A 25,472-nucleotide genomic window follows, 5' to 3' on the forward strand; every position below is an offset into this window, starting at 1 on the left:
CAGTGACTGGAGTTCAGACGTGTGCTCTTCCGATCTCAGGAAGTGCGTGCGCTGGCACAGCGTTCGGCCAATGCCTCGAAGGACATCAAGGCGCTGATCGCTGAATCGAATCAGCAGGTAAAGACCGGCGCCAGCCTCGTCAATCAGGCGGGCGAAAGCCTGACCGGCATCGTCTCGGCGGTTAAGAAGGTCACGGATATCGTAGCCGAGATCGCCGCCGCCAGCCGCGAACAGGCGACCGGCCTGGAGCAGATCAACACGGCTGTGGCCAGCATGGACGAAATGACCCAGCGCAACGGCGCGCTGGTGGAAGAAACCTCCGCAGCCGCGCAGGCCCTTGCCACCCAGGCGGGCGAATTGGCGGAATTGGTCGGCTTTTTCAAACTCGACACCCAGCTGGCCCCCGCGGCTCAGCGGGTACAGCCCGCAGCCGTCACCGCACAGCCTCGGCCGCAGCCGTCTGCGCCGCCCAAGCCAGCCCCCGCCCCGGTCAAAAACATCGCCAAACCGGCTTCGAATCCCGCTCCGCAACCGGCCCAGAAACCAGCGCCGGCAATGGCGGTGGTGACCGCCGGGGATGACGACGACTGGCAGGAATTCTGACCAATTCGCCTGCGACATTCATAGGTGCGCAACATGGGTTGACGGGAGCGGCTTTGCCCGGCATGGTCCGCCCGCTTTTTCGTTACTGAGGCGGGTTCCGATCGATGCTGCAGGCCGTTCCTTCCACCCCCGTTCCAGCCCATAGCGCGGCTGCCAGCCACAAGGATATGGCCAATGCCATCCGCGCTCTGGCAATGGATGCCGTGCAACAGGCGAATTCGGGCCATCCCGGCATGCCGATGGGCATGGCCGATGTGGCGACTGTCCTGTTCAGCCGATTCCTGAAATTTGACCCGCAGAACCCGACCTGGCCGGATCGCGACCGCTTTGTGCTGTCGGCCGGCCATGGCTCGATGCTGCTCTATGCCCTGCTCTATCTGACGGGCTACCCTGACATGACGCTGGACGAGCTGAAGCGCTTCCGCCAGCTCGGCGCGCGTACCGCCGGCCACCCGGAATTCGGCCATGCCAGCGGCATCGAGACCACCACCGGTCCGCTGGGCCAGGGCATTTCGAATGCCGTCGGCATGGCGCTGGCCGAGCGGCTGCTGGCCGCGCAGTTCGATTCCAAGCTGGTCGACCACTACACCTATGTGATCGCTGGCGACGGTTGCCTGATGGAAGGCATCAGCCACGAGGCGATCTCGCTGGCTGGCCATCTGAAGCTCAACAAGCTGATCGTGCTGTTCGACGACAACGGCATCTCCATCGATGGCCCGACCAGCCTGACCGTCTCCGACGACCAGCTGGCCCGTTTCGAGGCCAGCGGCTGGGCTGTTTGCCGTGTCGATGGCCATGATCCGGAAGCCGTCGCCGCCGCCATCGCCGCCGCGCAAAAGAGCGACCGCCCCAGCCTGATCGCCTGCCGCACCGTGATCGGCTATGGCGCGCCCACCAAGGCGGGCACTGCCTCCACCCATGGCTCGCCGCTAGGCGCCGAAGAGATCAAGGGCACGCGCGAGAAGCTCGGCTGGCCGCATGCGCCGTTCGAAATTCCCGAAAATGTCCTGAAGGCCTGGCGTGCCGTTGGTGCCGCCGGCGCTGCCAAGTCGCAGGCCTGGCAGGCGGCCCTGGCCGCGCTGCCGGCTGACGAGCGCGCCGAATGGGATCGCCGCTTCAAGGGCGACCTGCCGGCCAACCTCGACAAGGTGATCGCCGACTACAAGGCCAAGCTGTCGGCGGACAAGCCGAAATGGGCGACGCGCAAGTCGTCGCAGATGGCGCTGGAAGTGATCAACACCACGGTGCCGGAAACCATCGGCGGCTCGGCCGATCTGACCGGCTCGAACAACACCAAGACCGCCAGCCTCGCGCCGGTGAAGCCCGGTGATTTCAGCGGCCGCTACATCTATTACGGCGTGCGTGAACATGCCATGGCAGCGGCGATGAACGGCATCGCGCTGCATGGCGGCTTGATCCCCTATGGCGGCACCTTCCTGGTCTTCACCGATTACTGCCGCCCGTCGATTCGCCTCTCAGCGCTGATGGAACAGCGCGTCGTCTATGTGATGACCCACGATTCGATCGGTCTGGGCGAAGACGGCCCGACCCATCAGCCGGTCGAGCATCTGGCCGCCCTGCGCGCGATTCCCAACCTGCTGGTGCTGCGCCCCGCCGATGCGGTGGAAACCGCCGAAGCCTGGCAGGTTGCCCTGAAGCAGAAGAACCGTCCGAGCGTGCTGGCCCTGACCCGTCAGGACCTGCCCACCCTGCGGACCAGCCATACGGACGAGAACCTGGTCGCCAAGGGCGCCTATGAGCTGCTGCCGGCCGACGGCGCCGCCAAGGTTACCCTGCTGGCCACAGGCTCCGAAGTCGTCATCGCCATTGCCGCCCGCGACCTGCTGCAGAAAGACGGCATTCCCACCCGCGTGGTCTCGATGCCCAGCTTCGAGCTGTTCGACGAGCAGCCGGAGGCCTATCAGGAGCAGGTTCTGGGCCCGAATACCGTGCGGATCGCGGTTGAGGCCGGCATCCGCCAGGGCTGGGACAAGTATCTCGACCGCAAGGACGGCTTCGTCGGCATGAAGAGCTTCGGCGCGTCCGCCCCTTACGAGCAGTTGTACAAGCATTTCGGCATCACGGCGGAAGCCGTGGCCGCCGCCGCCAAGCAGCGCTTGTAAGCGGAATTCCGCCAACTATCTGACAGACCAGTGCTTCGATGATGCCGGACCGGGCCTGCCGGGCCGGCATTGCCGTTTCAGTCGGCCGGGCGTCGTGACGGCTGGGCCGGCCGCGTGGTATAGCAGCCCTCGTGTAACTGATTGATGGAAACGGGTTTCCTTTGACCGCTTCTGCGACCTCTGGTCTGGCTGATGCCGCCGACTCTGCCACCGCCGCGCCTGCCGACAGCGGGACTCTGATTCGTCGTCTGCTGCGGGAACAGGTCCGCCCCCATCTCGGCTCGCTGCTGCTGGCGCTGCTGAGCATGGGCGTTGTCGCGGCCATGACGGCGGCCACCGCCTGGCTGCTCAAGCCCGCCATCGACCAGGTTTTCACCGAGCGCGACCCGTATTGGACGATGATGGTGCCGCTGATGGTGGTGACCGTCGTGGTCGTGAAGGCCTTCGCCTCCTATTTCGAGAGCATGCTGATGACGCGGTTCGGCGAACGCATCGTCGCCGATACTCAGATCCGCATGTATGCTCATCTGATCCGCGCCGACCTTGCCTGGCTGCATGAGATGCATTCCGGCAAGCTGATCGCCAGCTTCCTTTACGACGCCTCGCTGCTGCGCGAGGCGGTCAGCAAGGCTCTGACCGGCATGGTCAAGGACAGCCTGAGCCTGATCTTCCTGACCGGTGTGATGTTTGCGATGAACTGGCAATTCGCGCTGATCGTCTGCGTGATCTTCCCCTTCGTCGGCCTGACCACGCGGCGCCTGGGCAAGAAGGCGCGCAAGGGCTCTGCCCGCAGTCAGCAGGAAACCGGCAAGCTGACGACCATCCTGAGCGAGACTTTCGACGGCGCCCGCATGGTCAAGGCTTATGGGATGGAGCAGCGGGAAATCGAGCGGGCCCGCATGTCGGTCGAAGCACGTCTCGGCCATATCATGAAGGTGGTGCGCGCCCGTGCCGCCGCCAGCCCCGCCACCGAAGCGCTGGGCGGCATCGCGGTTGCTGTCATCATCTATATCGGCGGCACCAGCGAAGCGCTGACACTCGGCACCCTCACTGCCTTCATTTATGCTGCACTTTCGGCCTACCAGCCGCTGAAGTCGTTGGCCAATCTCAACACCGCTCTGCAAGAAGGCCTGGCGGCCGCGGAGCGCATTTTCGCCCTGCTGGATACCCAGCCGAAGATCCTGCAGCCGGTTGACGCCAAGACGCTGCAGATCGCCGGCGGCGAGATCCGCCTGGAAAACGTCACCTTCCGCTATTCGGAAGACAAGACCGCCCTGCGCGATGTCTCGCTTGTCGTTCCGCCCGGAAAGAAGGCCGCATTGGTCGGCGCTTCGGGCGCGGGCAAATCGACTCTGCTGAACCTGGTGCCGCGTTTCTACGACGTCTCGGCGGGCCGTGTCCTGATCGACGGCCAGGACGTGCGCGAGGTGAGCGTGGAATCGCTTCGCCGCAGCATCGCCCTGGTCAGCCAGGAACTGACGCTGTTCGACGACACGATCCGCGCCAATATCGCCTATGGGCGGCCCGAGGCAACGCAAGCCGAGATCGAAGCTGCCGCCCGCAATGCGGCGGCGCATGATTTCATCATGGCCTTGCCGCAGGGCTATGACACACTTGTCGGCGAGAATGGCGTCAAGCTGTCCGGCGGCCAGCGGCAGCGTATCGCCATCGCCCGCGCCATGCTGCGCGATGCGCCGATCCTGCTGCTGGACGAAGCGACCAGCGCGCTGGATACGGAGTCCGAGCGCCTGATCCAGGCGGCTTTGACCGACCTCATGCAAGGCCGCACCACGCTGGTTATCGCGCATCGGCTTTCCACCGTGATCGACGCGGATGTGATCTTCGTGCTCGATCAGGGCCGTCTCGTCGAGCAGGGCAGCCATGCCGAACTGCTGGCCCGCGGCGGCGTCTATGCCCGTCTCTATGCGACCCAATTCGCCGCCGAGGCGACAGCCTGAGAGACGATGCCTCGCTTCCTCAAACGTATCCTGCAAAGCAAGGCGGCGATCCGTTTCGCTGCGAATGCGATCGCGCACTATATCCGCTTCGTTCACGCCACCTCGCGCTGGGACGTGCGCGGGCGGGAACATCCAGAAAGCTACTGGAATAAGGGCGAGCCGTTCATCCTCGCCTTCTGGCACGGACGCCTGCTGATGATACCGATGGCATGGCAGTTGAACCAGCCGATCCATATGCTGATCTCGCAACATCGCGACGGCGAACTGATCGCGCGCGCCATGGACCCCTTCGGCATCGGCACGGTGCGCGGCTCCGCCGCCAAGAAAGGCAAGGAGAAAGGTGGCTCGGCCGCGCTGCGCAGCATCCTGAAGGTGCTGCGGGAAAAGGAATGCGTCGGCTTCACGCCAGACGGCCCCCGCGGCCCCCGCATGCGCGCCAGCATCGGCGTCGTCGCAGCGGCGCGGCTGGGCAAGGTGCCGGTGATCCCTCTGGCCTACAGTGTCGCGCGCCGCAAGGTGATATCCTCTTGGGATCGCTTCATCCTGCCGATGCCCTTCAACCGCGGCATTTTCCTCTGGGGCCCGCCCGTCGACCTGCACAGTGATCCGGACGAGCCTATCGAGGCCGCAGCGCGGCGTCTTGAGACGGAGATGAACCGGCTATGTGCCGAGGCCGACCGCCTTTGCGGCCAGCCGCCGATCGAGCCGGCGGCGCTGCCGGATGCGGTTGTCGAATCGCATGCTTAACACGCCGGCATTCTGGAACGCCGACGCCGCCTCGCTCTGGCCGACGCTGCTCAGTCCGGTGGCGGCTTTATACGCGCTCGGCAACCGCCTCAATCGCGCGATGACAAAGCCGCAGATGACAGGTCTGCCGGTGATCTCTGTTGGCAATCTCGTAGCCGGCGGTGCGGGCAAGACGCCGACGGCGCTTGCGCTGGTTTCCCATCTCACCAAGCTCGGTCATCATCCGCATATCGTCAGTCGCGGCTATGGCGGGCGGCTGGCGGGGCCTGCCCGCGTCGATCTGCGCCGGCACACCGCGGCCGATGTCGGTGACGAGCCGCTGCTGCTGGCGCAGGCCGCGCCAACCTGGATCGGTCGCGACCGCCCGGCTGCAGCCCGCGCCGCCATGGTGGCCGGCGCCTCCTGCGTCATCGCGGATGATGCGCATCAGACCTACAGCCTTGGAAGAACCCTTTCGCTGCTGGTCGTTGATGCGGCCTATGGCTTTGGCAACCGGCGTCTGCTGCCTGCCGGGCCGCTGCGTGAGCCGATTTCCGAGGGCCTGGCGCGCAGCGACGCCGTGATCCTGATCGGCTCCGGCAACACCGCCCTGCCCGATCTCGGTGCGCTGCCGCTGTTTCATGCCGAGCTTGTGCCGAATGCAGAGGATGCCGCGCGTCTGCGCGGCGAGCGCGTGCTGGCCTTCGCCGGAATCGCCCGGCCGGACAAATTCTTCGCATCCTTGCAGCAGGTCGGTGCGGAGATTGTCAGCCGCGTCAGTTTTGCTGATCATGCGCACTATGATGCCGATACCATCATGCGTCTGGTCGAAGATGCGCACCGGCAGAATGCAACGCCGGTGACAACCGCCAAAGACCTCGCCCGTTTCCCATCCGAGGCCAAGGCCATGGTCGAGACCTTGCGGGTGGCGCTGCGCTTTGCCGACCCCGCCGCCTTCGAGACTTTTTTGCGCACGAGGCTGCATGTTTAACCGTGCTGAACCGCATGAATATGTGGCCGCCTTCGGGGCACGCCTGGGGCTCGCCCTGTTCCGTGCCCTGTCGCTCGATGCCGCCTCGGCGGTCGGTGGCTGGATCGGCCGGCAACTTGGTCCGCATCTTTCCGTCCACGAGCAGGCCAAGACGCATCTCGCGCGCGCCATGCCGGAATTGGATGAAGCCAAGCGTGCCGCCATCCTGCGCGGGATGTGGGACAATTTGGGACGTGTGCTGGGCGAATACGCCCATCTGGGTGACATCGATATCGGCACCCCGCAACGGCCAGGTCGCATTGAATTGGTCGGCGGAGAAAATCTGGATTTCGTCCGCGATTCCGGCAAGCCTGCGATCTTCATCTCCGCCCATTACGGCAACTGGGAATTGATGAGCCTGGTGGCGACGCAATGGGGATTGCCGCTGATCCATGTTTATCGCGCCGCCAACAATCCACTGACCGAGGAGATTCTGCAGGAGTTACGCAAGCCGGTCGGCGGCGAACATATTCCGAAAGGCGTTCAGGCCGCGCGCGAGATCATCAAGGCGCTGAAGCGCAAGCAGAGCATCGGCATGCTGGTCGATCAGAAGCTCAACACCGGAATTCCCGTGCCCTTCTTCGGCCGGGATGCCATGACCTCGCCAGCCGCGGCCGAGCTGGCGCTGAAGAGCGGCTGCCCGATCGTTCCGGCCTATGTCGAACGGCTGGACGGCGCGCGTTTCCGAGTCACGGTGGAAAAGCCGGTTTATTTCGAGCGGACCGGCAATCACGAGCGCGACGTCTACGACGCCACCTTGTGGATCAACCAGAAGATCGAAGGTTGGATTCGCGCCCGCCCGGACCACTGGTTCTGGGTCCACAAGCGCTGGCCTGACTGATCGATTTATTGCTGCTGCTTCGGCAGCAGGCGCTGCGGGTCCAGCCGCACGTCGAACCAGTTCACACGCCAGTCAAGATGCGGGCCGGTTGCACGCCCGGTCGCGCCGATGGTTCCGATGCGCTGCCCCTGGCTGACGCGCTCGCCTATCTTCACCTCGACGGTTGCCAGATGCGAGTAGACGGCGGTGATGCCCATGCCGTGATCGAGGATCACGGTACCGCCGGTGTAATACAGATCCGGCTCTGCCAGCACGACCTCGCCCGGCGTGGAGGCCACCACCGGCGCGCCTTTCGGCGCGGCGATATCCACCCCGAAATGCGGCTGGCGCGGCTCACCATTGAGAATTCTCTGGCTGCCATAGACGCCGCTGACGATGCCCTTCGCCGGCCAGATCCAGCCCTCAAGGAAATCGAGACGCGGTGTGCTGCGCTGGCGCGCGGCAGCGATCATCGCATTCTCGCGCTTGATCCGCTCCAGCACCGCGGGCGGCGGCGTCACCTGCGCCGGCGGCAGGCCCTCGATGCGCTGGATATCGTATTGCCGCTGCTGGATCGACAGTGTCGTGATCAGCTCACGGCCATCGCTGTAGTTGATCGTCAGCGTTGCAATGGCCGGCTCGTCTCTCCCGAAACCGAAGACAAAACGTCCGTCCGGCGCAACCGGCACTGCCCGCTCGCCCAGCCGCAGTTTTACGCCCGGCTGCGCGACGCCAAGCACCAACCCGCCTTGAATGAACTCCCCTTCCCAGGCCAGGCCCGGCGGCGGTTCATTGGCGCGGGCAACACCGGCGATGGCGGCCAGAAGCAGGACGGCGGCCAGCCAGCGGATCATGCGCGGCGCACCGGATCCCGCATCAGCCCCTGCATGGCGGCATTGGCATCCGCATAAGGCTCCTGCCGGTCGACGCTCCAGTAGCGCAGCTTGTCGAGCGTAATGCGCGCGCCGGTGACTGCGCAGGTCACGTAGGAACCAGGAAAAACGATATCGAATGCACCGTGACGGTATTGCAGCTTGGCTTCCATCTCGCGGGGCAGAGGCGGTGTTTGCATTCAGAACAGCTCCTCCTGCTTCGAAGCTTTGGGCGCCGGACTCGAACCCGAGCGGCGCGGCTGGCTTGGCTTGCCGTCGCCGCCACCGATCAGCGCCGAGCGGCGGCCATCCTGCATCTCGATGGTCACGGCTGCGCCCGGCGGCATGTCGGCTGCCATTTTCAGCGCCCGTCCATCGGCGCCGTAGACAACCGCGAAACCGCGCGCCAGCACACTGCGGTAGGACAGGCTTTCCAGCAGCTTTGCCGGCTGCGCCAGCCGCTGCGTCGCATCGGCATGCCGCAGCCATATGCAGCGGCTTAAACGCGCCGTGCTTTCATCCAGGCGGCGGCGATATTCGGCAATCTCGCGGCGCAGAAGATTGGGGCGCAGCTTCGCAATCGCCGTTTCCATGCGGCCGCGCTGCGTCGCCACGCCGACCCGCAGGCCATGGCGCAGACGCTCGGAAAGATCGTCGAAACGCTGCTGCGCCATGCGCAACTGCTCGCGCGGACCGCGCAGACCACGCCCCAGTGCATCGAGATGCTGCCGCTTCTCCCGCGCCAGACGGCCCATGGCGCGGCGCTGGCGCTCGTCATAGGCCGCAACTGTGCCGACCAGTTCGAGCCGCACCGGCACCGCCATCTCAGCCGCCGCCGTCGGCGTCGGCGCGCGGCGGTCGGACGCGAAATCGATCAGGGTGGTGTCGGTCTCATGGCCGACGGCGGAGATCAGCGGAATATGCGACGCTGATGCCGCGCGCACCACGATCTCCTCATTGAAGGCCATCAGATCTTCCAGGCTGCCGCCGCCGCGCGCCACGATCAGCAGATCCGGCCGCGGCACCGGGCCATCGGCGGGCAAGGCATTGAAGCCCTGAATGGCGCGCGCCACCTGCTCCGCCGCGCCCTCACCCTGCACCAGAACCGGCCAGAGCAGCACATGGGTGGGAAACCGGTCACGCAGGCGATGCAGGATGTCGCGGATCACCGCGCCGGTCGGCGAGGTCACCACGCCGATCACCCGCGGCAGATAGGGCAAGGGCCGCTTGCGCTCGGCGGCGAACAGACCTTCCGCCGCCAGCTTCTGCTTGCGCTGCTCCAAGAGGGCCATCAGCGCGCCAAGGCCGGCTAGTTCCATGCGCTCGACCACCATCTGGTATTTCGAGCGGCCCGGATAGCTGGTCAGCTTGCCCGCGCAGATCACCTCCATGCCATCCTCGGGCTTGACCCCGAGGCGCATGGCGCTGCCCTTCCAGCAGACGGCATCGAGCACCGAATCGGCATCTTTCAGGCAGAAATACAGATGCCCGGATGCCGCGCGCTTGAACCCTGAGATTTCGCCGCGCACCCGCACCCAGCCGAAATTCTCCTCGATGCTGCGTTTCAAGCGCAGCGAGAGTTCGGTGACGGTGAATTCCGGGACATTGCTGGCGGGGTTCGCCCCGCTGCCCGGAGCGGTACCCTGTATCTGACCTGAATCGCTCATCCTCAAGGCCTTGCGTCGGCTTGGCCCATGATACAAACATTGCCGCCAATCCTCTACCCACCAAATCCTGCGGGTTGCCGACATGAATCTTCTGGTCATCGGATCGGGCGGACGTGAGCATGCCCTGTGCTGGGCGCTTTCGGCATCGCCGCTGGTCAACAAGCTGGTCTGCGCGCCCGGCAATGCGGGAATTGCGGCGGTGGCCAAATTGGCCAAGGTCGATCCCACCGATCGCGACGCAGTTCTGCAACTTTGCCGCGACGAGCATATCGACTTCGTCGTGGTCGGCCCGGAAGCGCCGCTGGTGATCGGCCTCGTCGATCATCTGGAAGCGGCAGGCTTCGCCTGCTTTGGCCCCACCAAGGCTGCCGCGCAGCTCGAAGGCTCGAAGGGCTTCATGAAGGACCTTTGTGCCAAATACGGCATTCCGACTGCTGCCTATGGCCGCTTCAAGGATGCGGCCGGCGCGGAAGCCTTCATCCGCAAGCATGGCGCACCGATCGTGGTGAAAGCCGACGGACTGGCCGCTGGCAAGGGCGTCACTGTGGCGATGACCCTGGACGAAGCGCTGGCTGCCAATGCAGCCCTGTTCAGCCAGCCCGGCGCCGAAGTGGTGATCGAGGAATACCTCGATGGCGAGGAAATCAGCTTCTTCGCGCTGGTCGATGGCAAGACGGCCCTGCCGCTGGCATCTGCACAGGATCACAAGCGCGTGGGCGATGGCGATACCGGCCCCAATACGGGCGGCATGGGCGCCTATTCGCCAGCGCCGGCGATGACGCCCGCGCTGCAGGCGCAGGTGATGGACAGCATCATCATGCCCACCGTGCGCGCCATGGCGGCGGAAGGCGCGCCGTTCAAGGGCGTGCTGTTCGCTGGCCTGATGCTGACCAAGGATGGCCCGAAACTGCTGGAATACAACGTGCGATTCGGCGATCCGGAATGCCAGACTCTGATGCTGCGCCTGAAATCCGACCTCCTGCCCGCGCTGATGGCGGCGCGCGACGGTGTGCTGAAGGATTTCGATCTGCGCTGGCGCGACGACGCAGCGTTGTGTGTCGTTATGGCCGCTGAGGGCTATCCCGGCGAACCGCGCAAGGGCACCGTCATCGCTGGCCTCGACGATGCCGCAGCGGAAAGCGACGTCGTCATCTTCCATGCCGGCACCACGGCCCGCGAGGATGGCGCGATTCTCGCCAATGGCGGCCGGGTGCTTGGCGTATGCGGCCTCGGCCCGAGCGTTCGCGCCGCTCAGGCCCGCGCCTATGCCGCTGTGGATAAGATTCGCTGGCCCGAGGGCTTCTGCCGCCGCGACATCGGCTGGCGCGCTATTGCGCGCGAACAGCAGAGCTGACAAGAGACTGGCACGCGACGTCCGCGCGATGCCCGGGGCAGGCGAGTTGCGGACCGGCTGGCAATAACAGCGGCATCCTGAGGTTTCTCGCGGGTGGTTGCACCGCCCCGCGTGGCTTGGCTATCGTACCGGGGAGCGCCCTTTAATCCGTGCTCCAACGAAACGAGGAAACAATAAATGAGTGACCAGGACCGCTTTGTCGGGACCATGCCGGTGCAGGAGCGCCACCGTTTTGATGAAGCCGCGCTGGAACGCTGGCTAAAAGACAATGTGCCAGATTATCGCGGGCCGCTGACCGTCCAGCAATTCAAGGGCGGACAATCCAATCCCACTTTCATGCTGGTCACGCCGGCGAAGAAATATGTTCTGCGCCGCAAGCCGCCGGGCAAGCTTCTGCCCTCGGCGCATGCGGTGGACCGCGAGTACCGCGTGATCTCGGCTCTGGCGAGAACCGACGTACCGGTCGCGCGCACCTATGGTTTGTGCGAAGACGACAGCGTCATCGGCACGGCATTCTATGTCATGGACTGCGTCGAAGGCCGCATTTTCTGGGACCAGCGCCTGCCGGGCCTCAATCCGGACGAACGCGCCGGCATCTTCGACGCGATGAACCGTACCATCGCCGCCCTGCATCAGGTCGATTACAAGGCCATCGGACTGGAGGATTACGGCAAGCCTGGCGATTACTTCGCCCGCCAGATCGCCCGCTGGAGCAAACAGTACAAGGCGTCCGAGACCGAGCAGATCGCCGCCATGGACAAGCTGATCGAATGGCTGCCGGCGAATATTCCGCCAGGCGACGAGACCAGCATCGTGCATGGCGATTTCCGGATGGACAACATGATCTTCCATCCGACCGAACCGCGCGTCATCGCCGTGCTCGACTGGGAATTGTCCACGCTCGGCCATCCGCTTGGCGACTTCACCTATCACCTGATGTCCTGGCGCCTGGCACCCGACATCTTCCGCGGACTGGCGGGCATCGACTTCGCCGGTATGGGGATTCCCACCGAAAGCGAGTATCTCAAGACCTATTGCCAACGCACCGGACGCGATGGCATTCCGCATCTCGACTTTTACATGGCCTACAACATGTTCCGGATTGCCGCTATCCTTCAGGGCATCATGGGACGGGTGAAGGACGGCACGGCTGCCAGCCAGCACGCCATCGAGTCAGGCAAGCGTGCCCGGCCGATCGCCGAACAGGCCTGGACATTGGTTGAAAGGATTAAGGGAGCGCAATAGGCATGCAGGCAGCCGAGAACCTGACCCCCGTACAACCGCATCACCGGTTCGACGAGGCCAGGCTGGCGGCCTATCTCGCCAAGCATCTTCCCGATTTCAAAACGCCGCTGACCGTCCAGCAGTTCAAGGGCAACGCGGTCAATCCCGCCTTCCTGCTGCACAGCCCGGGGCGCAATCTCGTACTGCGCAAGCGGGCCTTGCCGAAAAAGGGCTGCACGATGGCGGAATCGATCCAGCGGGACTACACGCTGCTCACCGCCCTGCATAAGGCCGGGATGCCGGTTGGCATGCCGCATCTGTGCTGCCTCGACGAGGACGTGATCGGCACACCCTTCTATCTGCTGGAGCATGTTCCGGGGCGGCATTTCCGCGACCCCAACCTGCCCGGCATGGACCCGAAACAGCGGCATGCGCTCTACGACGCCATGGCAGCCGCGCTCGCCCAGGTGCATGCGCTCGATCCAGCCATCACCGGCCTGCCGGTGAATGGCGGCGGCCGCGATTACCTGGTACGTCAGATCGGCATGCTGACCGAGCAGTATCGCGCCAACCGGACGGACGATATCGGCGCGGTGGAACGCCTGCTCGAATGGCTTCCGGCCAACGTGCCGCAAGAGCAGATGACGTCACTGATGCACGGCAATTTCCGGCTGGAAAATCTCATCTTCCACGCCAGCGAACCACGCGTCATCGCCATTCACGACTGGGATCTGGCGCTGATTGGCCACCCACTGGCCGATCTCGCCATTAACTGCATGCCCTATCGCGTCACCATTCCGGGCATGGGCAGCCTGCAGGGGATCGACTTCATCGATAGCGGCATTCCGGGCGAGCCGGATTATCTGGCTGCTTATTGCCGCCACAGTTTTGATGCCAATATCCGCGACAATGGCATCGCGCACTGGAACTTCTATCTGGCCTTCGCGCTGTTCCGCGTGGCGGTGATGGCGCAAGGCATCGTTAAACGGGGCTTGGAAAAAGGCGGCGCGGCAACACCGACGCTGAAGGCCTACGCCGCCGTGGTCCGCTCCGTCGCCAACCAGGCTTGGAACCTGGTTGACGGCGGTGACGACTGATTTTTAGTCAGCAAGTCCGCGGAAGGCCCGCAGGGCGAAATCGGCGGCGCGACCAAAGACCGCCGCCTTCCAGGCCGGCGTGTCGACATAGAAGGCGTCGCGGATCTGCTGCTTGAGCTTCTTACCGAGTTCGGAGTTCAAGTCACCCTTTGCATGCAGCCAGTGATCGCCACGCAGGGCCTCGGTGACCATGGGCATCGGCTGTGTGCCGTATTCCAGCGCAATCGCCGTGATCTCGACGGTCTTCGGCAGGTCGAGGAAGGCCTCCGGCACCGTGCCGGTGACGCGCGCCGACGTCGATGAGCCGTCATTCGGATCGGTGACTTCCGGACCGAACCACGCCTTGGCGCGAGCGTACGAGCCAGTTACTGGCCCGACATAGATCGGCTCGCCATAGCCCATCGGCCCGAGGCCGGTGTGGAAATCGATGCTACCCAGCTTGCGCGCACTGACGGGCACATGTTCCTTGAGGATGCGGCGGAAGGTTTCGTTCGACCAGGTCGGCTTCTGGCCGCCGAAGAACAGGCCGTCGGGGCGCGTATACTGACCGCCCGTCATCGCCGCCTGGAAAGCGAAATCGCCGCGTGTCTTCTTGTACTCCATGATTGCCTGATCGGCCGCGGCGCGGCCCTGCCCTTCCCAATGGGTCGGGATCAGCCAATCGTGGACTTCCTCGTAAGCCTTGTTCTCGGGCAACGGCTTGGAGAAGTCCTGGAAATTGCGGTTGAGGTCGACATTGTCCTCGGTCACGCGGCGGATCCAGGCGAAACCGTAAGGGTTGATCGCGTGGATCATGATCGCCTTGGTATTCGCCGGCATCGCATCCAGCAGGCGTTCCTTGAAATGACCGATCTGCGCGCCAGAGCCGCAGAAACCCTCAGCACCGTGCGTGCCGGAAATGGTGATGTAGACCCGCTCGGCATTGTCCGAACCAAGGCAGGCCACATCGGTCGTCAGGACTTCGCCGTTCGGCCCCTTGGCATTGGGGTTCTCGTAGACGGTGAGCTTGGCGCCAGCTGCCTCGGCCGCAGCGCGGAATTTCTCCCGCGCCTCGGCATAGGTGGCCGAAAAGTACGATTCAACAGTCATGGGGAGACTCTACGTTTCTGGTTTATGAACTCAGTTCCAGCGAGCCAGTTCGAGACGGCCGATCTGGTTGCGATGCACCTCGTCCGGGCCATCGGCGAAGCGCAGCGTGCGCGCCTGGGCGTAAGCCGCGGCCAGACCGAAATCGGAGGTCACACCGCCGCCACCATGCACCTGCATCGCCCAGTCGATCACCTGGCAGGCCATGTTGGGCGCTGCCACCTTGATCATGGCGATTTCCTTGCGGGCTGCCTTGTTGCCGACGGTGTCCATCTTCCAGGCGGCATGCAGCACCAGCAGACGGGCCTGATCGATCAGGATGCGCGATTCGGCAATGCGCTCCAGGGTCACGGTCTGCTCGGAGATCGGACGGCCGAAGGCGACGCGGCTCTTCGCCCGCTTGCACATCTTCTCCAGCGCCCGCTCGGCCTGACCGATCAGACGCATGCAGTGATGGATACGGCCCGGGCCGAGACGGCCCTGCGCAATCTCGAAGCCGCGCCCCTCACCCAGCAGGATGTTGGACGCCGGCACGCGCACATTCTTGAACTCGACCTCGCCATGGCCATGCGGCGCGTCGTCATAGCCGAAGACCGGCAGCATGCGCAGCACCTTCACGCCGGGCGTGTCGCGCGGAATGAGGATCATCGATTGCTGTTTGTACTTGTCGGGATTGTTCGGGTCGGTCTTGCCCATGAAGATGATGATCTTGCAGCGCGGATCGCCGATGCCCGAGGTCCACCACTTGCGGCCGTTGATCACGTAATAGTCGCCGTCGCGCTTGATTTCGGCTTCGATATTGGTGGCGTCCGACGAAGCCACGGCGGGTTCCGTCATCGCGAAGGCGGAGCGGATCTTGCCTTCCAGCAACGGCTCCAGCCACTGCTTCTTCTGCTCTTCGGTACCATAGCGCTCAAGCACTTCCATGTTGCCGGTATCCGGCGCCGAGCAGTTGAACACCTCCGGCGCCCACCAAACGCGGCCCATGATTTCGCACAGCGTAGCGTATTCATGGTTCTTCAGACCGGCGCCACGCTCACTCTCCGGCAGGAACAAGTTCCACAAGCCGGCCGCCTTGGCCTTTTCCTTCAGCTCCTCAATGACGGCCGTCGGCTGCCAGCGGTCACCGGTCGCGACTTCCTCATCGAAACGCTGCTCGTTCGGGTAGACATGCTCATCCATGAAGCGGGTGAGCTTTTCCTGCAGTTCCTTGACCCGATCGGAGAATTCAAAATCCATGGTTTCCGTCCCTTTATTGCAAGTTAACCGATAGCGGTACGGCGCCGAGTGTAGAACCGGGCTTCGCACTCGGCTAGGGACTTGGGGCGTTTATCGGCGGGCGGCAAAGAAATCGCGCAGCAATGCCGCAGCGGCAACCTCGCCGATTCCTCCATAGACCTCGGGCCGGTGATGGCAGGTCGGCTGGGCGAAGAATCGTGCGCCATGGGCGACGCCGCCGCCCTTCGGATCATCGGCTCCGTAATACAGCCGCCGCAGCCGGGCGAAACTGACGGCGGCCGCGCACATGGTGCATGGCTCCAGCGTCACGTAGAGGTCGCAGCCGCCGAGCCGTTCTGCCCCTAAAGCTGCAGCGGCCCGGCGGATCGCCAGTACCTCGGCATGGGCGGTGGGATCATTCAGCGCCCGGGTCTCGTTGCCCGCACGCGCGACGATCTCCCCGCTGGCTCCGTCCACGATGACGGCCCCAACCGGCACCTCGCCACGTGCAGCGGCGGCCTTGGCTTCTTCCAGAGCGGCATCCATGGGCGTCATGACGGCGCAGCCTGCGGGAGCCGGCCCCACGCGTCAAGCCGAGTTGCCCCCCTAGACGCCCGGGCCTATAACGGGGCCCATGAGCAAAGCCAAATCCGCGCCACTGATCGGCATCACCCTCGATTCGGAAGAGCCTGGCGGCTATTCGAAATTCCCTTGGTATGCCCTGCGGCAGAATTACTGCTCGGCGGTTTCAGCCAAGGGCGGCGTGCCGCTGGTGCTGCCGCATGAACCGGGCGCGGTGGAGAGCTATCTTGACTTGCTGGACGGCCTGATCGTGACGGGCGGCAATTTCGACGTCGACCCGGCCCTGTTCGGCGCCACCGCCAAACATGCCACGGTGAAGACCAAGGATGCCCGCACACAGTTCGAATGGGCAATCACCAAGGGCATGCTGGAGCGCAACAAGCCGGTCTTCGGCATCTGCGGCGGTCAGCAGCTGCTCAACGTCGTGCTGGGCGGCACGCTGATCCAGCATATCCCCGATGCGGTAGAGAATGCACTGGCCCATGAGCAGCCCAATCCCCGCGATCAGGCCGGCCATAGCGTGCATATCGCCAAGGGCACGCTGCTGCACAGGATTGTCGGTGCCGAGGAACTGCCAGTGAATTCGGCGCATCACCAGGCGGTGGAGAAGGTCGCGCCCGGCGCAATCTCGGATGCCGTCGCGCCCGATGGCGTGATCGAAGGCATCGAACATCCGGATTACCGCTTCTGCCTCGGCGTGCAGTGGCATCCAGAATTCTTGATCAGCCAGGGCGACGAGAAGCTCTTCGCCGCTTTCGTCGCTGCCGCCGCGCAATGAGCGATATGCAGAAAGGCGATACGGAGAAAGGCGAGCGCATCGCCAAACGGCTGGCGCGCGCCGGCGTCTGCTCGCGCCGCGATGCCGAACGGCTGATCGCCGAAGGCCGAGTCAAAGTCAACGGTAAGAAACTCGACACGCCCGCCTTCCTGGTTGGCCCCGACGACATCATCATGGTCGACGGCAAGCCGGTGGCCGAACCAGACAAGACGCGGCTGTGGCTCTATCACAAGCCGCGCGGTCTGATGACCACCCATCGCGATCCGCAAGGGCGGCCAACCGTTTTCGAGAAGCTGCCGCCCGATATGCCGCGGGTCATTTCCATCGGCCGGCTGGACTTCAATTCTGAGGGCCTGCTGCTGCTGACCAATGACGGCGAACTGGCGCGCCGGCTGGAACTGCCGAGCACCGGCTGGCTGCGGCGCTATCGCGTGCGGGTGAACGGCCTGCCGCATCCAGACCATCTCGCCAGGCTGCAGAAGGGCATCACCATCGATGGCGTCGCCTACGGGCCGATCACTGCGACCCTGGAGCGCCAGCAGGGCGACAATGCCTGGCTGGTGGTAGGCCTGCGCGAAGGCAAGAACCGCGAGGTGCGCAAGGTGATGGAGCACCTGGGCCATCCTGTTTCGCGCCTGATCCGCGTCGCTTACGGCCCCTTCCAGCTCGGCAGCCTGGAGCCGGGCAAGGTCAAGGAAGTGCCGGGCAAGGTGCTGGCCGAACAGCTTGGGGTGAAAACCAAGGCCCTGAGCCAGAAGGCTGCCCCAAAGAAATGAGGATTGTCGGCGGCACGCATCGCGGCCGGCCGATCGCCGCGCCACCCAGCCGCGACACGCGGCCCACCATCGACCGTGTGCGGGAATCACTGTTCAACATGCTGGCGCATTCGCCGGCCCTGCTGACCGAAAGCGGCCAGCCACGGCTGGCGGATGGCATCGTCATCGATGCCTTTGCCGGTTCCGGCGCGCTGGCTTTCGAGGCTTTGTCGCGCGGCGCCAGGCACGCCTATCTCTTCGAGATCGATCCGGCGGCGCGACGCGTGATCTTGCGTAATGCCAGTGAGCTGGGCTTCGGCAGCCGGACCACGCTGCGCGGCATGGATGCCTGCCAGCCGGGCAAGCCGCCGGCGGACCAGCAGGCCGATATCGTCTTTCTCGATCCGCCCTACCGCTCAGACCTCGGTGCCAAGGCCCTGACAGCGCTTGACCGGGAGGGCTGGCTGAAGCCGGATGTGCTGGCCATCGTCGAGACCGACGCCAAAGCCAGCTTCGATCCGCCGGCGGGTTTCACCCTGCTGGACGAGCGGCGGCAGGGGCCGGCGAAACTCGTCTTTCTAACCAAGACGGCCTGATAACGCGCCCGGGCCGGGGCACACTCGAGGCTTGTGCACTGCCGCTCGCACGCCAATTTGCGCCCGATTTTATCCATAAGCCCTTGGGAGCCGGCAGCAGCACAGGCAACTCAGGTTCACGGCGCCCATCTGGTAGGCCTGGGCCATCATTAACGCCGATAACGAAATAAATATTTGATTTAACGCACATTTTTACCAATGATGGCAATATGTTATGGACCATTACGAACACCGCTCAATAAAAGTCGGTACGACGCCTGTATGATTGACTTATGTCAACCTAAAGCAGAATTAAAAACGGTATTGGAGGCGGAAATCCAACCAGAAATGCCGCCTCTCCTATGACGCCTCGCTCCCACGTTTTCGGCTATCCGGTACCAGCCTGGCAGACCTGGCTGATGCCGGCACTGCTGTCCATCGTGCTGGTGGTCGTCGAGCAATACAGCTTCCTGCTCTTCCACCTCGCCGCCGAGTTGTTTGCGGTTATCGTCTGCTTCGTACTGTTCAGCGTCGCCTGGAGCACATATCGCTTCTCGAAGGATGCCTTCCTGATCTTTCTGGCGTGCGGCTTCTTCTGGATTGGCGTGCTCGATCTGGCGCATACCTTGACCTACAAGGGCATGAACCTGTTCCCCATGCCCGGCGGCAATACGGCGACGCAAATCTGGATCGCTTCACGGTATTTCCAGGCGCTGCTGCTCCTGGCCAGCCCCTTTGCCGCCCGCGTGCAGTTCGACAAAACCCTGCTGTTTTTTGTCTTCGGACTGATCGCCGTGCTGATCATGGGCTGCATCGCCACCGGCAATTTCCCCGATGCCTATATCGACGGAGAAGGCCTGACGCAGTTCAAGATTGTCAGCGAAATGGTGATCAGCGCCATCTACGCGCTCAGCATGCTGGCGCTTTGGTATGATCGAAAAAACGTTTCCGGAGATGCCATGCCCTATCTTCTGGCCGCCATCGTGCTGGCCATTGGCGCGGAGCTGGCCTTCATCTTCTACATCGACGTCTATGACGTCTCGAACATGTTCGGCCACATCCTGAAATTCCTGTCCTCCTGGGCGATCCTGCGGGCCGTGGTGGAAGTCAGCCTGATCAAGCCCTATCTGCAGCTCGCTGCCAGCAATCGCGCCAAGGACGATTTCCTGGCCTCGATGAGCCATGACCTGCGCACGCCGCTGAATTCCATCCTCGGCTTTGCCGACATGATCCGCAGCCACGCCTTCGGTCCGCTCGGCCATGCGAAATACGAAGAATATGTCGGCAATATCCACGCCAGCGGCACGTTGCTGCTCGGCCTGGTGAACGACATCCTCGATCTCTCAAAGCTTGAAAGCGGTCAGTATCAGCTTAGCCGTACTCCGCTGAAACCGGACGAATTGACCCGCGACGTGCTGCGCAGCTTCATGCCCGACATCGATGCAAAGAAGCTGAAGGCGCAGATCGACTGCCCAGAGGATATCGGCACCTTTCTGGGCGATGAACGCGCCATGGTGCAGCTTCTGAACAACCTGCTGTCCAATGCCGTGAAATTCACGCCGTCGGGCGGCACGATCGCGGTCGTCTGGTCGAAGTCGCCGGACGGCACCCTCACCCTTGAAGTCCGCGATTCAGGCCAGGGTATCCCCGAAGACAAGATCAGCAAACTGGCCCAGCCCTATGTCCAGGTCGATCCTTATCTGGCGCAGCAGAAGGGCACCGGCCTTGGGCTGTTCATCGTGCGCCGCATCGCCGAACTGCATGGTGCGACCTTCGGCATCCGCAGCCGGCTTGGCGCTGGCACCACGGTTACCATCGGTTTCCCGGCAACCGCACTGGCCTGACTATCGGCGGCCGAACAGCTTCTCAATATCCGACAATTTGAGCTCGACGTAAGTCGGCCGGCCATGGTTGCATTGGCCGGAATGGGGCGTCGCCTCCATCTGGCGCAGCAGCGCGTTCATCTCATCCAGGTTCAGCCGCCGGCCAGCGCGCACGCTGCCATGGCAAGCCATGGTGCTGCAGACTTCCTGCAACTGCTCCTTCAGCGGCTGTACGCTGTCATATTCCGCGATCGCATCGGCCAGGTCGCGCACGAGGTCACGCACCGCCACATCGCCGAGCAAAGCCGGCACTTCGCGCACCACCACGGCACCGCTGCCGAAGCCTTCCAGCACCAGGCCCAGTTCTGCCAGTTCGGCGGCACGGGCTGTCAGCCTTGCCGCTTCTGCCTCGCTGAGCTCGACCACCTCAGGCAGCAGCAGCACCTGGCGCGGCACCTTGCCGGCTTCCAGATTCTGCTTCATGCGCTCATAGACTAGGCGCTCATGCGCTGCGTGCTGATCGACGATGACGATGCCATCGGCGGTCTGGGCGACGATATAGGTTTCGTGCAATTGCGCACGTGCTGCTCCCAGCGGATAGGCCTGCAGCGGTACGGTCGGCGCGATCTCGGTTTCTTCGCCACGCGCGGCGGGCGCCAGGCCATCATCGGCGCTTGCCACCGTGCCGCCCGAGAAATCGCCCTGCGGCGCGTTATACAAGGCAGCGGCTTCCGCCAGCCCCGGATTGGCCGGCCGCAGATTGTCATAGCCGCGCCAGCGCGCCCCAGCCGACAGCGCATTGGTTCCAAAGGGCAGATTGAGGTTCGGCGCGGCCTGCGGCTTCAGCGCACCGAGCGCCGTTTGGGCCACCGTGGTGCTGGCACGATGACCGGCCTCAGCCAGAGCATGGCGCAGTGCACCGACGATCAGGCCGCGCACCAGGCCCGGATCGCGGAAGCGTACCTCCGCCTTGGCCGGATGCACGTTCACATCGACCTGCTCGGACGGCAGTTCCAGGAACAATGCCACCACCGGATGGCGATCATGGCTGAGGAAATCGGCATAAGCCCCGCGCACTGCGCCGACGAACAGCTTGTCGCGCACCGGGCGTCCGTTGACGAAGAGGAACTGGTGCTGCGCATTGCCGCGGTTATAGGTCGGCAGGCCCGCATGGCCGGTAAGCCTGATACCTTCGCGCTCGGCCTCGATCGTTACGGCATTGTCGGCGAAGTCGCGGCCGAGAATCTGCTCCAGGCGATTGAGGCGACGCTCGAACAGCTCACCCTGCACGGCATCGGCGCGAAAGGAGATGCGGCCATCCTGCTGCAAGGTGAAGGCAATCTGCGGATGCGCCATCGCAAGCCGCTTGACGATCTCCTGCACTGCGAGTTCTTCAGCGCGGTCGGTCTTGAGGAATTTCAGCCGCGCCGGCACGGCGTAGAAAAGATCGCGCACCTCGACCCGCGTGCCCGGCGGCGCGGCCGCAGGCTTCACCGGACCGACCCTGCCGGCATCGACCTCGATGCTCCACGCGCTGTCATCGCCAGCACGGCGGGTGAGAATGCTCATGCGCCCGACCGCGCCGATGGAAGGCAACGCCTCGCCACGGAAACCAAGCCAGCGGATGTCGAGCAGATCGTCATCGGGCAGTTTCGAGGTGGCATGACGCTCGACAGCGACCGGCAATTCCTCCGGTCCCATGCCCTTGCCGTTATCGGCGATGCTGATCAGGCTGCGGCCGCCATTGGCGATGGCGATATCGATGCGGGTCGAGCCGGCGTCGATGGCATTCTCCACCAGTTCCTTCACCGCAGAAGCGGGACGTTCCACCACCTCGCCGGCAGCGATACGATTGACCAGAGTTTCAGGCAGACGGCGAATGGTCACGCTCAACCTCCAAGCCCGGCCGGCTGGCCCACCACGACGACGAGGAAATCGTCACGCTGCAGCAGGCGCTGGGCGACGCGCTTGACATCTTCCGGCGTGACATTGCGGATCAGCTCAGGATAACGATCGATGTAGTCAAGCCCAAGGCCGGAAATCTGGATCGCCACCAGCATGTTTGCGATGCCGGCATTGGACGACAGGCGCAGCGGGAAGGAGCCAGTGAGATAGGCTTTGGAATCCTCCAGCTCCTGCGCCGTCAGCCCCTCGCGCGCCACGCGGGCAAACTCGGCACGAACCAGATCCCAAGCCGCGCCAACCTGGTCGTTGCTGGTCGCCAGCGAGCCGGAGAACAAGGCCGCCGCCTTGTAAGGGCTGAGGCTGGTGCCGATGGAATAGACAAGGCCACGCTTTTCGCGCACCTCCTCGAACAGCCGCGAGGACATGCTGCCGCCACCCAGCGCATTGTTCAGCACGGTCGCCGCATACCAATCCGGATCCTCCCGCTCGATCCCCGGCGCGCCGAACAGCACGATGCTCTGCGGAATGGGAAACTGGATCACCACCGGCGCTTTCGACGTGCGCGGCGTCGTCTTGGCTGGCAACGGCAGTTCGGCATTGGCCGGCAGGGCGCCGAAGCTTAGATCCACCAGCCGCGCCAGTTCTGCCGCCGTGATATCGCCAACTGCGCCAATCACCAGATTGTCCCGCGCCAGCGCCTTGCGGGCAAAAGTGGCAAAATCGTCTCGCCCCATGCGGTCCAGGCTTTCGGCAGTGGCCGACGAACGGCGCCCATAGGGGTGGTCGCCATAGGCAAGCTCGGCGAAACGCTCGCCGACCAGCGCATTGGGATTGGTGCGGCTGCGCTCGTAGGAAACGCGGGCACGCGCCTTCAGCCGGTTGATCGGCTCATCCTCGAAACGCGGTGCGGTCATGGCAAGCCGCAGCAGTTCAAAAGCGCGCTCGCGATGCTCCGACAGCGTGCGCAAACCGAGCGTCATATAATCGCGGTCCGTACCGAAATCGATCGAGATCGCTCGCTCGCGCAAGGCATCCTGAAAGGCGTCGGGGCCGAGATCGCCGGCACCTTCGGTGAGCAACGCGGCGGTCAGCGAGGCCAATCCCTGCTGCCCGTCCGGTTCGCTGGAGGAACCGCCGCGCCAGGCCGCCTGCAATGCCAGCATCGGGATGCTGGGCTCCCGCACCAGCCAGACCTCGATGCCGCCCGGCGTGATCACGCGCTCGATCTTGGGCGCCGCCTGCACCGCAGCGGCGGCCAGCAGCACACAGATCAGAACGAAACAACGAAGAGCAACACGCATCGGTCAAACCTCTTCCTCAGCTTTGCTCTTTCGGCAGCAGATAGCCGGTGACGGATTTGCGTAGGTCGAAGACGTATTTGGCGGCTTCCAGCACCTGCTCCGCGGTGACCGCCTCCACCAGCCTGGGCCAGTTCTCGACATCATCGACACTGAGGCCGGAGGTCAGCGCCTGGCCAAAAATCTGCGCCGCGCCTGTCAGGCTGTCGCGCGCATAAACGGCCTCGGCGCGGAGGACGATCTTGGCTTCGCGCAATTCCTTCTCGGTCACCCCGTCCTTCAGCAGCGCAGCAATGACGCGATCGAGGCCAGCCTCCACCTCTTCCAGCTTGCGGCCCGTTTTGGGCGAAGCGCCGAAGCCGAAGGTGGTCGGATCAAGCGAGACAGAAGAATACCATGCGCTGGCCGAAACCGCGGGACCGTCGCCCTGCACCAGCGCGGCATAAAGCCGGCCGGTGGGGCCGCTCAGGATCTCCGCCAGCACGGTCAGCGGAATGGCATGCTGCTTGGCGTCGGAAGTGCGGCTGGGCGCCAGATAGGTGCGCCGCAGGCTCGGCTGCGAAACCCGCTCATCGGCCATGCTGATGCGCCGTGCGGCCAGCTGCGGCGGCTCCTGCGGACGGATGCGCGCCGGCACCGGCCGCATCGGCACCAGGCCGTAATGCTTCTCCGCCAGGCCGCGCAATTCGCTGGGCGAGACATCCCCGGCGACGATCAGGATCGCATTGTTGGGCGCGTAATATGCGCGATAGAAATCCATCGCATCTTCCAGCGTCAGCCTAGCGACTTCCTGCGGCCAGCCGATCACCGGCCGGCCATAGGCATGCGACAGATATTGCACGGCGTCGAACTGTTCGCCGAACAGGGCGCTCGGACTGTTCTCGATGCGGCTGAGCCTTTCCTGCAGTACCACCTGCAATTCCGGTGCGGCATCGCCAGGCTTGGGCTGCAGTGAGGCCATGCGCTCGGCCTCCATGCGCATCACCATTTCCAGCCGATCGCGCGCCACCGTCTGGAAATAGCCGGTATAATCGTAGGACGTGAAAGCGTTGTCGCGGCCGCCCACGCGCGCGACACGGCGGGAGAATTCTCCCGCCGGCACATTGGGCGTGCCCTTGAACATCAAATGTTCGAGATAATGCGCAACGCCGGTCTTGCCCGGCTGCTCATCGGCAGCACCGACCTTGTACCACACCATGTGGTGGACGATCGGTGCGCGATGATCCTCGACCAGAACGACCTGCAGGCCGTTCTCAAGCATGAAGGTGGTCGGACGAAAGACCTGGCCATAGGCCCCATCGCTGCTCCACCCTGCATATAACGCTATGGCGGCGAACAGGGCAGAGATCAGGCGATGCACAATAAATCCTCCGTCAGAGCAGCTCCGTCAGATCAGAAAATGCCTTCCAGCGGACCGCGCTCGCGGCGCTTGATCGTCGGCACGTCGCCCGCGGTGACCGACTTGCCGGTGGCGGCATTCTCGCGCAGGCGCTGCGCCTCCTTCACCGGATCGACGGCCAGGCCCGGCGGCTCGGCCTCCTGCCAGAAGATCAGGCGGTCGACAAAGCTGCGGTCCCGCTCCGCCAGTTGGGTGAAATCCTCGTTCACCTTGCGGCGGATATCCGGATCGACGCTTGTTGCCCGCGCCTGCTGCAACAGCGCGGCCTCACCTGCTGAGACCGAGGAAGTGGGGTTGCGCTGGGCCGAGGTCAACGGGCTGGTGACGGTACGGCCGCCGAGCGCCGCCTGGGCGCGGTCGCGCGCCTGGATATCCTGCGGGCGTGGCGCGCCCGGCTCAGGCGGACGCAGGCCGAATTCCGGCGGCAGGACGAGCGGCGCCTTGGTAACCACGGCGAATTCGTCCGGCGATTTCTTGTTCAGGCCAAGAGCTTCGCGGGTGCTGTCGCAGCCGGCCAGGATCAGTGGACAAGCCAGGATGACAGCGAACGGCATCCAATGGCGTCGGCCGGCACTGTTC

Annotated in this window: 22 protein-coding genes; 12 read left to right on the forward strand and 10 right to left on the reverse strand. The window is 64.2% G+C overall.

The window, feature by feature from the left end; translation table 11 throughout:
* The first annotated feature begins 770 nt into the window (after positions 1-770).
* From tkt to Q0603_RS11045, 5 genes are all read left to right on the forward strand, one after another.
* A complete protein-coding gene (tkt, locus tag Q0603_RS11025; RefSeq protein WP_298725937.1) occupies positions 771-2,726 on the forward strand; it encodes a transketolase in 1,956 nt (651 codons plus the stop codon).
* Positions 2,727-2,887: 161 nt separating this feature from the next.
* Positions 2,888-4,684, forward strand: coding sequence for a lipid A export permease/ATP-binding protein MsbA (gene msbA / locus Q0603_RS11030; protein ID WP_298725562.1), 1,797 nt, complete (start codon positions 2,888-2,890; stop codon positions 4,682-4,684).
* Positions 4,685-4,690: 6 nt separating this feature from the next.
* Complete coding sequence (locus Q0603_RS11035; protein WP_298725564.1) at positions 4,691-5,431, forward strand: lysophospholipid acyltransferase family protein; 741 nt, start codon at positions 4,691-4,693, stop codon at positions 5,429-5,431.
* Positions 5,406-6,401: a tetraacyldisaccharide 4'-kinase gene (gene lpxK / locus Q0603_RS11040; protein WP_298725566.1), complete on the forward strand. Its 996-nt coding sequence runs from the start codon at positions 5,406-5,408 to the stop codon at positions 6,399-6,401. Before Q0603_RS11035 ends, lpxK begins: the two co-directional genes overlap by 26 nt.
* Positions 6,394-7,281 carry a lauroyl acyltransferase gene (locus Q0603_RS11045; protein WP_298725568.1) on the forward strand — a complete coding sequence of 296 codons (888 nt, stop codon included), beginning with the start codon at positions 6,394-6,396 and terminating at the stop codon, positions 7,279-7,281. Before lpxK ends, Q0603_RS11045 begins: the two co-directional genes overlap by 8 nt.
* Before the next feature lie 5 nt (positions 7,282-7,286).
* Here Q0603_RS11045 and Q0603_RS11050 read toward each other — a convergent pair whose 3' ends face one another.
* Genes Q0603_RS11050 through xseA form a run of 3 tightly spaced genes read right to left on the reverse strand, consistent with a single transcriptional unit; the run spans position 7,287 to position 9,799 of the window.
* Entirely contained in the window at positions 7,287-8,114 is an 828-nt protein-coding gene (locus Q0603_RS11050; protein ID WP_298725570.1) for a M23 family metallopeptidase, read from the reverse strand.
* On the reverse strand, positions 8,111-8,332 hold the full coding sequence (locus tag Q0603_RS11055) for a DUF2093 domain-containing protein (protein WP_298725572.1): 222 nt from the start codon (positions 8,330-8,332) through the stop codon (positions 8,111-8,113). The genes Q0603_RS11050 and Q0603_RS11055 overlap by 4 nt, the downstream gene beginning before the upstream one ends.
* Positions 8,333-9,799 (reverse strand): exodeoxyribonuclease VII large subunit, encoded by a 1,467-nt coding sequence (gene xseA / locus Q0603_RS11060; protein WP_298725574.1) that lies wholly within the window; start codon positions 9,797-9,799, stop codon positions 8,333-8,335.
* An 82-nt stretch (positions 9,800-9,881) separates the two neighbouring features.
* On the opposite strand from xseA, the gene purD reads away from it, so the two are divergent.
* The 3 genes from purD (at position 9,882) to Q0603_RS11075 (ending at position 13,474) form a co-directional block, all read left to right on the forward strand.
* The gene (gene purD / locus Q0603_RS11065) at positions 9,882-11,153 is read left to right on the forward strand and encodes a phosphoribosylamine--glycine ligase (RefSeq protein WP_298725576.1); all 1,272 of its coding nucleotides are present in this window, start codon (positions 9,882-9,884) and stop codon (positions 11,151-11,153) included.
* Positions 11,154-11,330: 177 nt separating this feature from the next.
* On the forward strand, positions 11,331-12,398 hold the full coding sequence (locus Q0603_RS11070) for a phosphotransferase (RefSeq protein ID WP_298725578.1): 1,068 nt from the start codon (positions 11,331-11,333) through the stop codon (positions 12,396-12,398).
* Positions 12,399-12,400: 2 nt separating this feature from the next.
* Positions 12,401-13,474 (forward strand): phosphotransferase, encoded by a 1,074-nt coding sequence (locus Q0603_RS11075; protein ID WP_298725580.1) that lies wholly within the window; start codon positions 12,401-12,403, stop codon positions 13,472-13,474.
* A gap of 3 nt (positions 13,475-13,477) precedes the next feature.
* Here Q0603_RS11075 and Q0603_RS11080 read toward each other — a convergent pair whose 3' ends face one another.
* From Q0603_RS11080 to Q0603_RS11090, 3 genes are all read right to left on the reverse strand, one after another.
* Positions 13,478-14,563: a M14 family metallopeptidase gene (locus Q0603_RS11080; RefSeq protein ID WP_298725582.1), complete on the reverse strand. Its 1,086-nt coding sequence runs from the start codon at positions 14,561-14,563 to the stop codon at positions 13,478-13,480.
* 30 nt (positions 14,564-14,593) lie between these two features.
* Positions 14,594-15,799 carry an acyl-CoA dehydrogenase gene (locus Q0603_RS11085; RefSeq protein ID WP_298725584.1) on the reverse strand — a complete coding sequence of 402 codons (1,206 nt, stop codon included), beginning with the start codon at positions 15,797-15,799 and terminating at the stop codon, positions 14,594-14,596.
* Positions 15,800-15,889: 90 nt separating this feature from the next.
* Positions 15,890-16,324 carry a nucleoside deaminase gene (locus Q0603_RS11090; RefSeq protein ID WP_298725939.1) on the reverse strand — a complete coding sequence of 145 codons (435 nt, stop codon included), beginning with the start codon at positions 16,322-16,324 and terminating at the stop codon, positions 15,890-15,892.
* Between the two features lie 88 nt (positions 16,325-16,412).
* Here Q0603_RS11090 and Q0603_RS11095 point away from each other — a divergent pair, with 88 nt between their 5' ends.
* The 4 genes from Q0603_RS11095 (at position 16,413) to Q0603_RS11110 (ending at position 20,312) form a co-directional block, all read left to right on the forward strand.
* Entirely contained in the window at positions 16,413-17,138 is a 726-nt protein-coding gene (locus Q0603_RS11095) for a gamma-glutamyl-gamma-aminobutyrate hydrolase family protein (protein WP_298725586.1), read from the forward strand.
* A gap of 5 nt (positions 17,139-17,143) precedes the next feature.
* Entirely contained in the window at positions 17,144-17,914 is a 771-nt protein-coding gene (locus Q0603_RS11100; RefSeq protein WP_298725941.1) for a pseudouridine synthase, read from the forward strand.
* Entirely contained in the window at positions 17,911-18,489 is a 579-nt protein-coding gene (rsmD, locus tag Q0603_RS11105) for a 16S rRNA (guanine(966)-N(2))-methyltransferase RsmD (protein ID WP_298725587.1), read from the forward strand. The genes Q0603_RS11100 and rsmD overlap by 4 nt, the downstream gene beginning before the upstream one ends.
* Positions 18,490-18,830: 341 nt before the next feature.
* Positions 18,831-20,312 (forward strand): MASE3 domain-containing protein, encoded by a 1,482-nt coding sequence (locus Q0603_RS11110; RefSeq protein WP_298725589.1) that lies wholly within the window; start codon positions 18,831-18,833, stop codon positions 20,310-20,312.
* Here Q0603_RS11110 and mutL read toward each other — a convergent pair whose 3' ends face one another.
* From mutL to Q0603_RS11130, 4 genes are read right to left on the reverse strand one after another with little or no spacing between them, the layout of a single operon-like run.
* Positions 20,313-22,178 carry a DNA mismatch repair endonuclease MutL gene (gene mutL, locus Q0603_RS11115; protein ID WP_298725591.1) on the reverse strand — a complete coding sequence of 622 codons (1,866 nt, stop codon included), beginning with the start codon at positions 22,176-22,178 and terminating at the stop codon, positions 20,313-20,315.
* 2 nt (positions 22,179-22,180) lie between these two features.
* Positions 22,181-23,497 (reverse strand): pitrilysin family protein, encoded by a 1,317-nt coding sequence (locus Q0603_RS11120; protein ID WP_298725593.1) that lies wholly within the window; start codon positions 23,495-23,497, stop codon positions 22,181-22,183.
* A 16-nt stretch (positions 23,498-23,513) separates the two neighbouring features.
* Positions 23,514-24,854 carry a pitrilysin family protein gene (locus Q0603_RS11125; protein ID WP_298725595.1) on the reverse strand — a complete coding sequence of 447 codons (1,341 nt, stop codon included), beginning with the start codon at positions 24,852-24,854 and terminating at the stop codon, positions 23,514-23,516.
* A gap of 32 nt (positions 24,855-24,886) precedes the next feature.
* The gene (locus tag Q0603_RS11130; protein ID WP_298725597.1) at positions 24,887-25,447 is read right to left on the reverse strand and encodes a DUF3035 domain-containing protein; all 561 of its coding nucleotides are present in this window, start codon (positions 25,445-25,447) and stop codon (positions 24,887-24,889) included.
* Positions 25,448-25,472 lie beyond the last annotated feature (25 nt).

This window comes from uncultured Ferrovibrio sp. (genome assembly GCF_937960835.1).
Classification (GTDB): Bacteria; Pseudomonadota; Alphaproteobacteria; order Ferrovibrionales; family Ferrovibrionaceae; genus Ferrovibrio.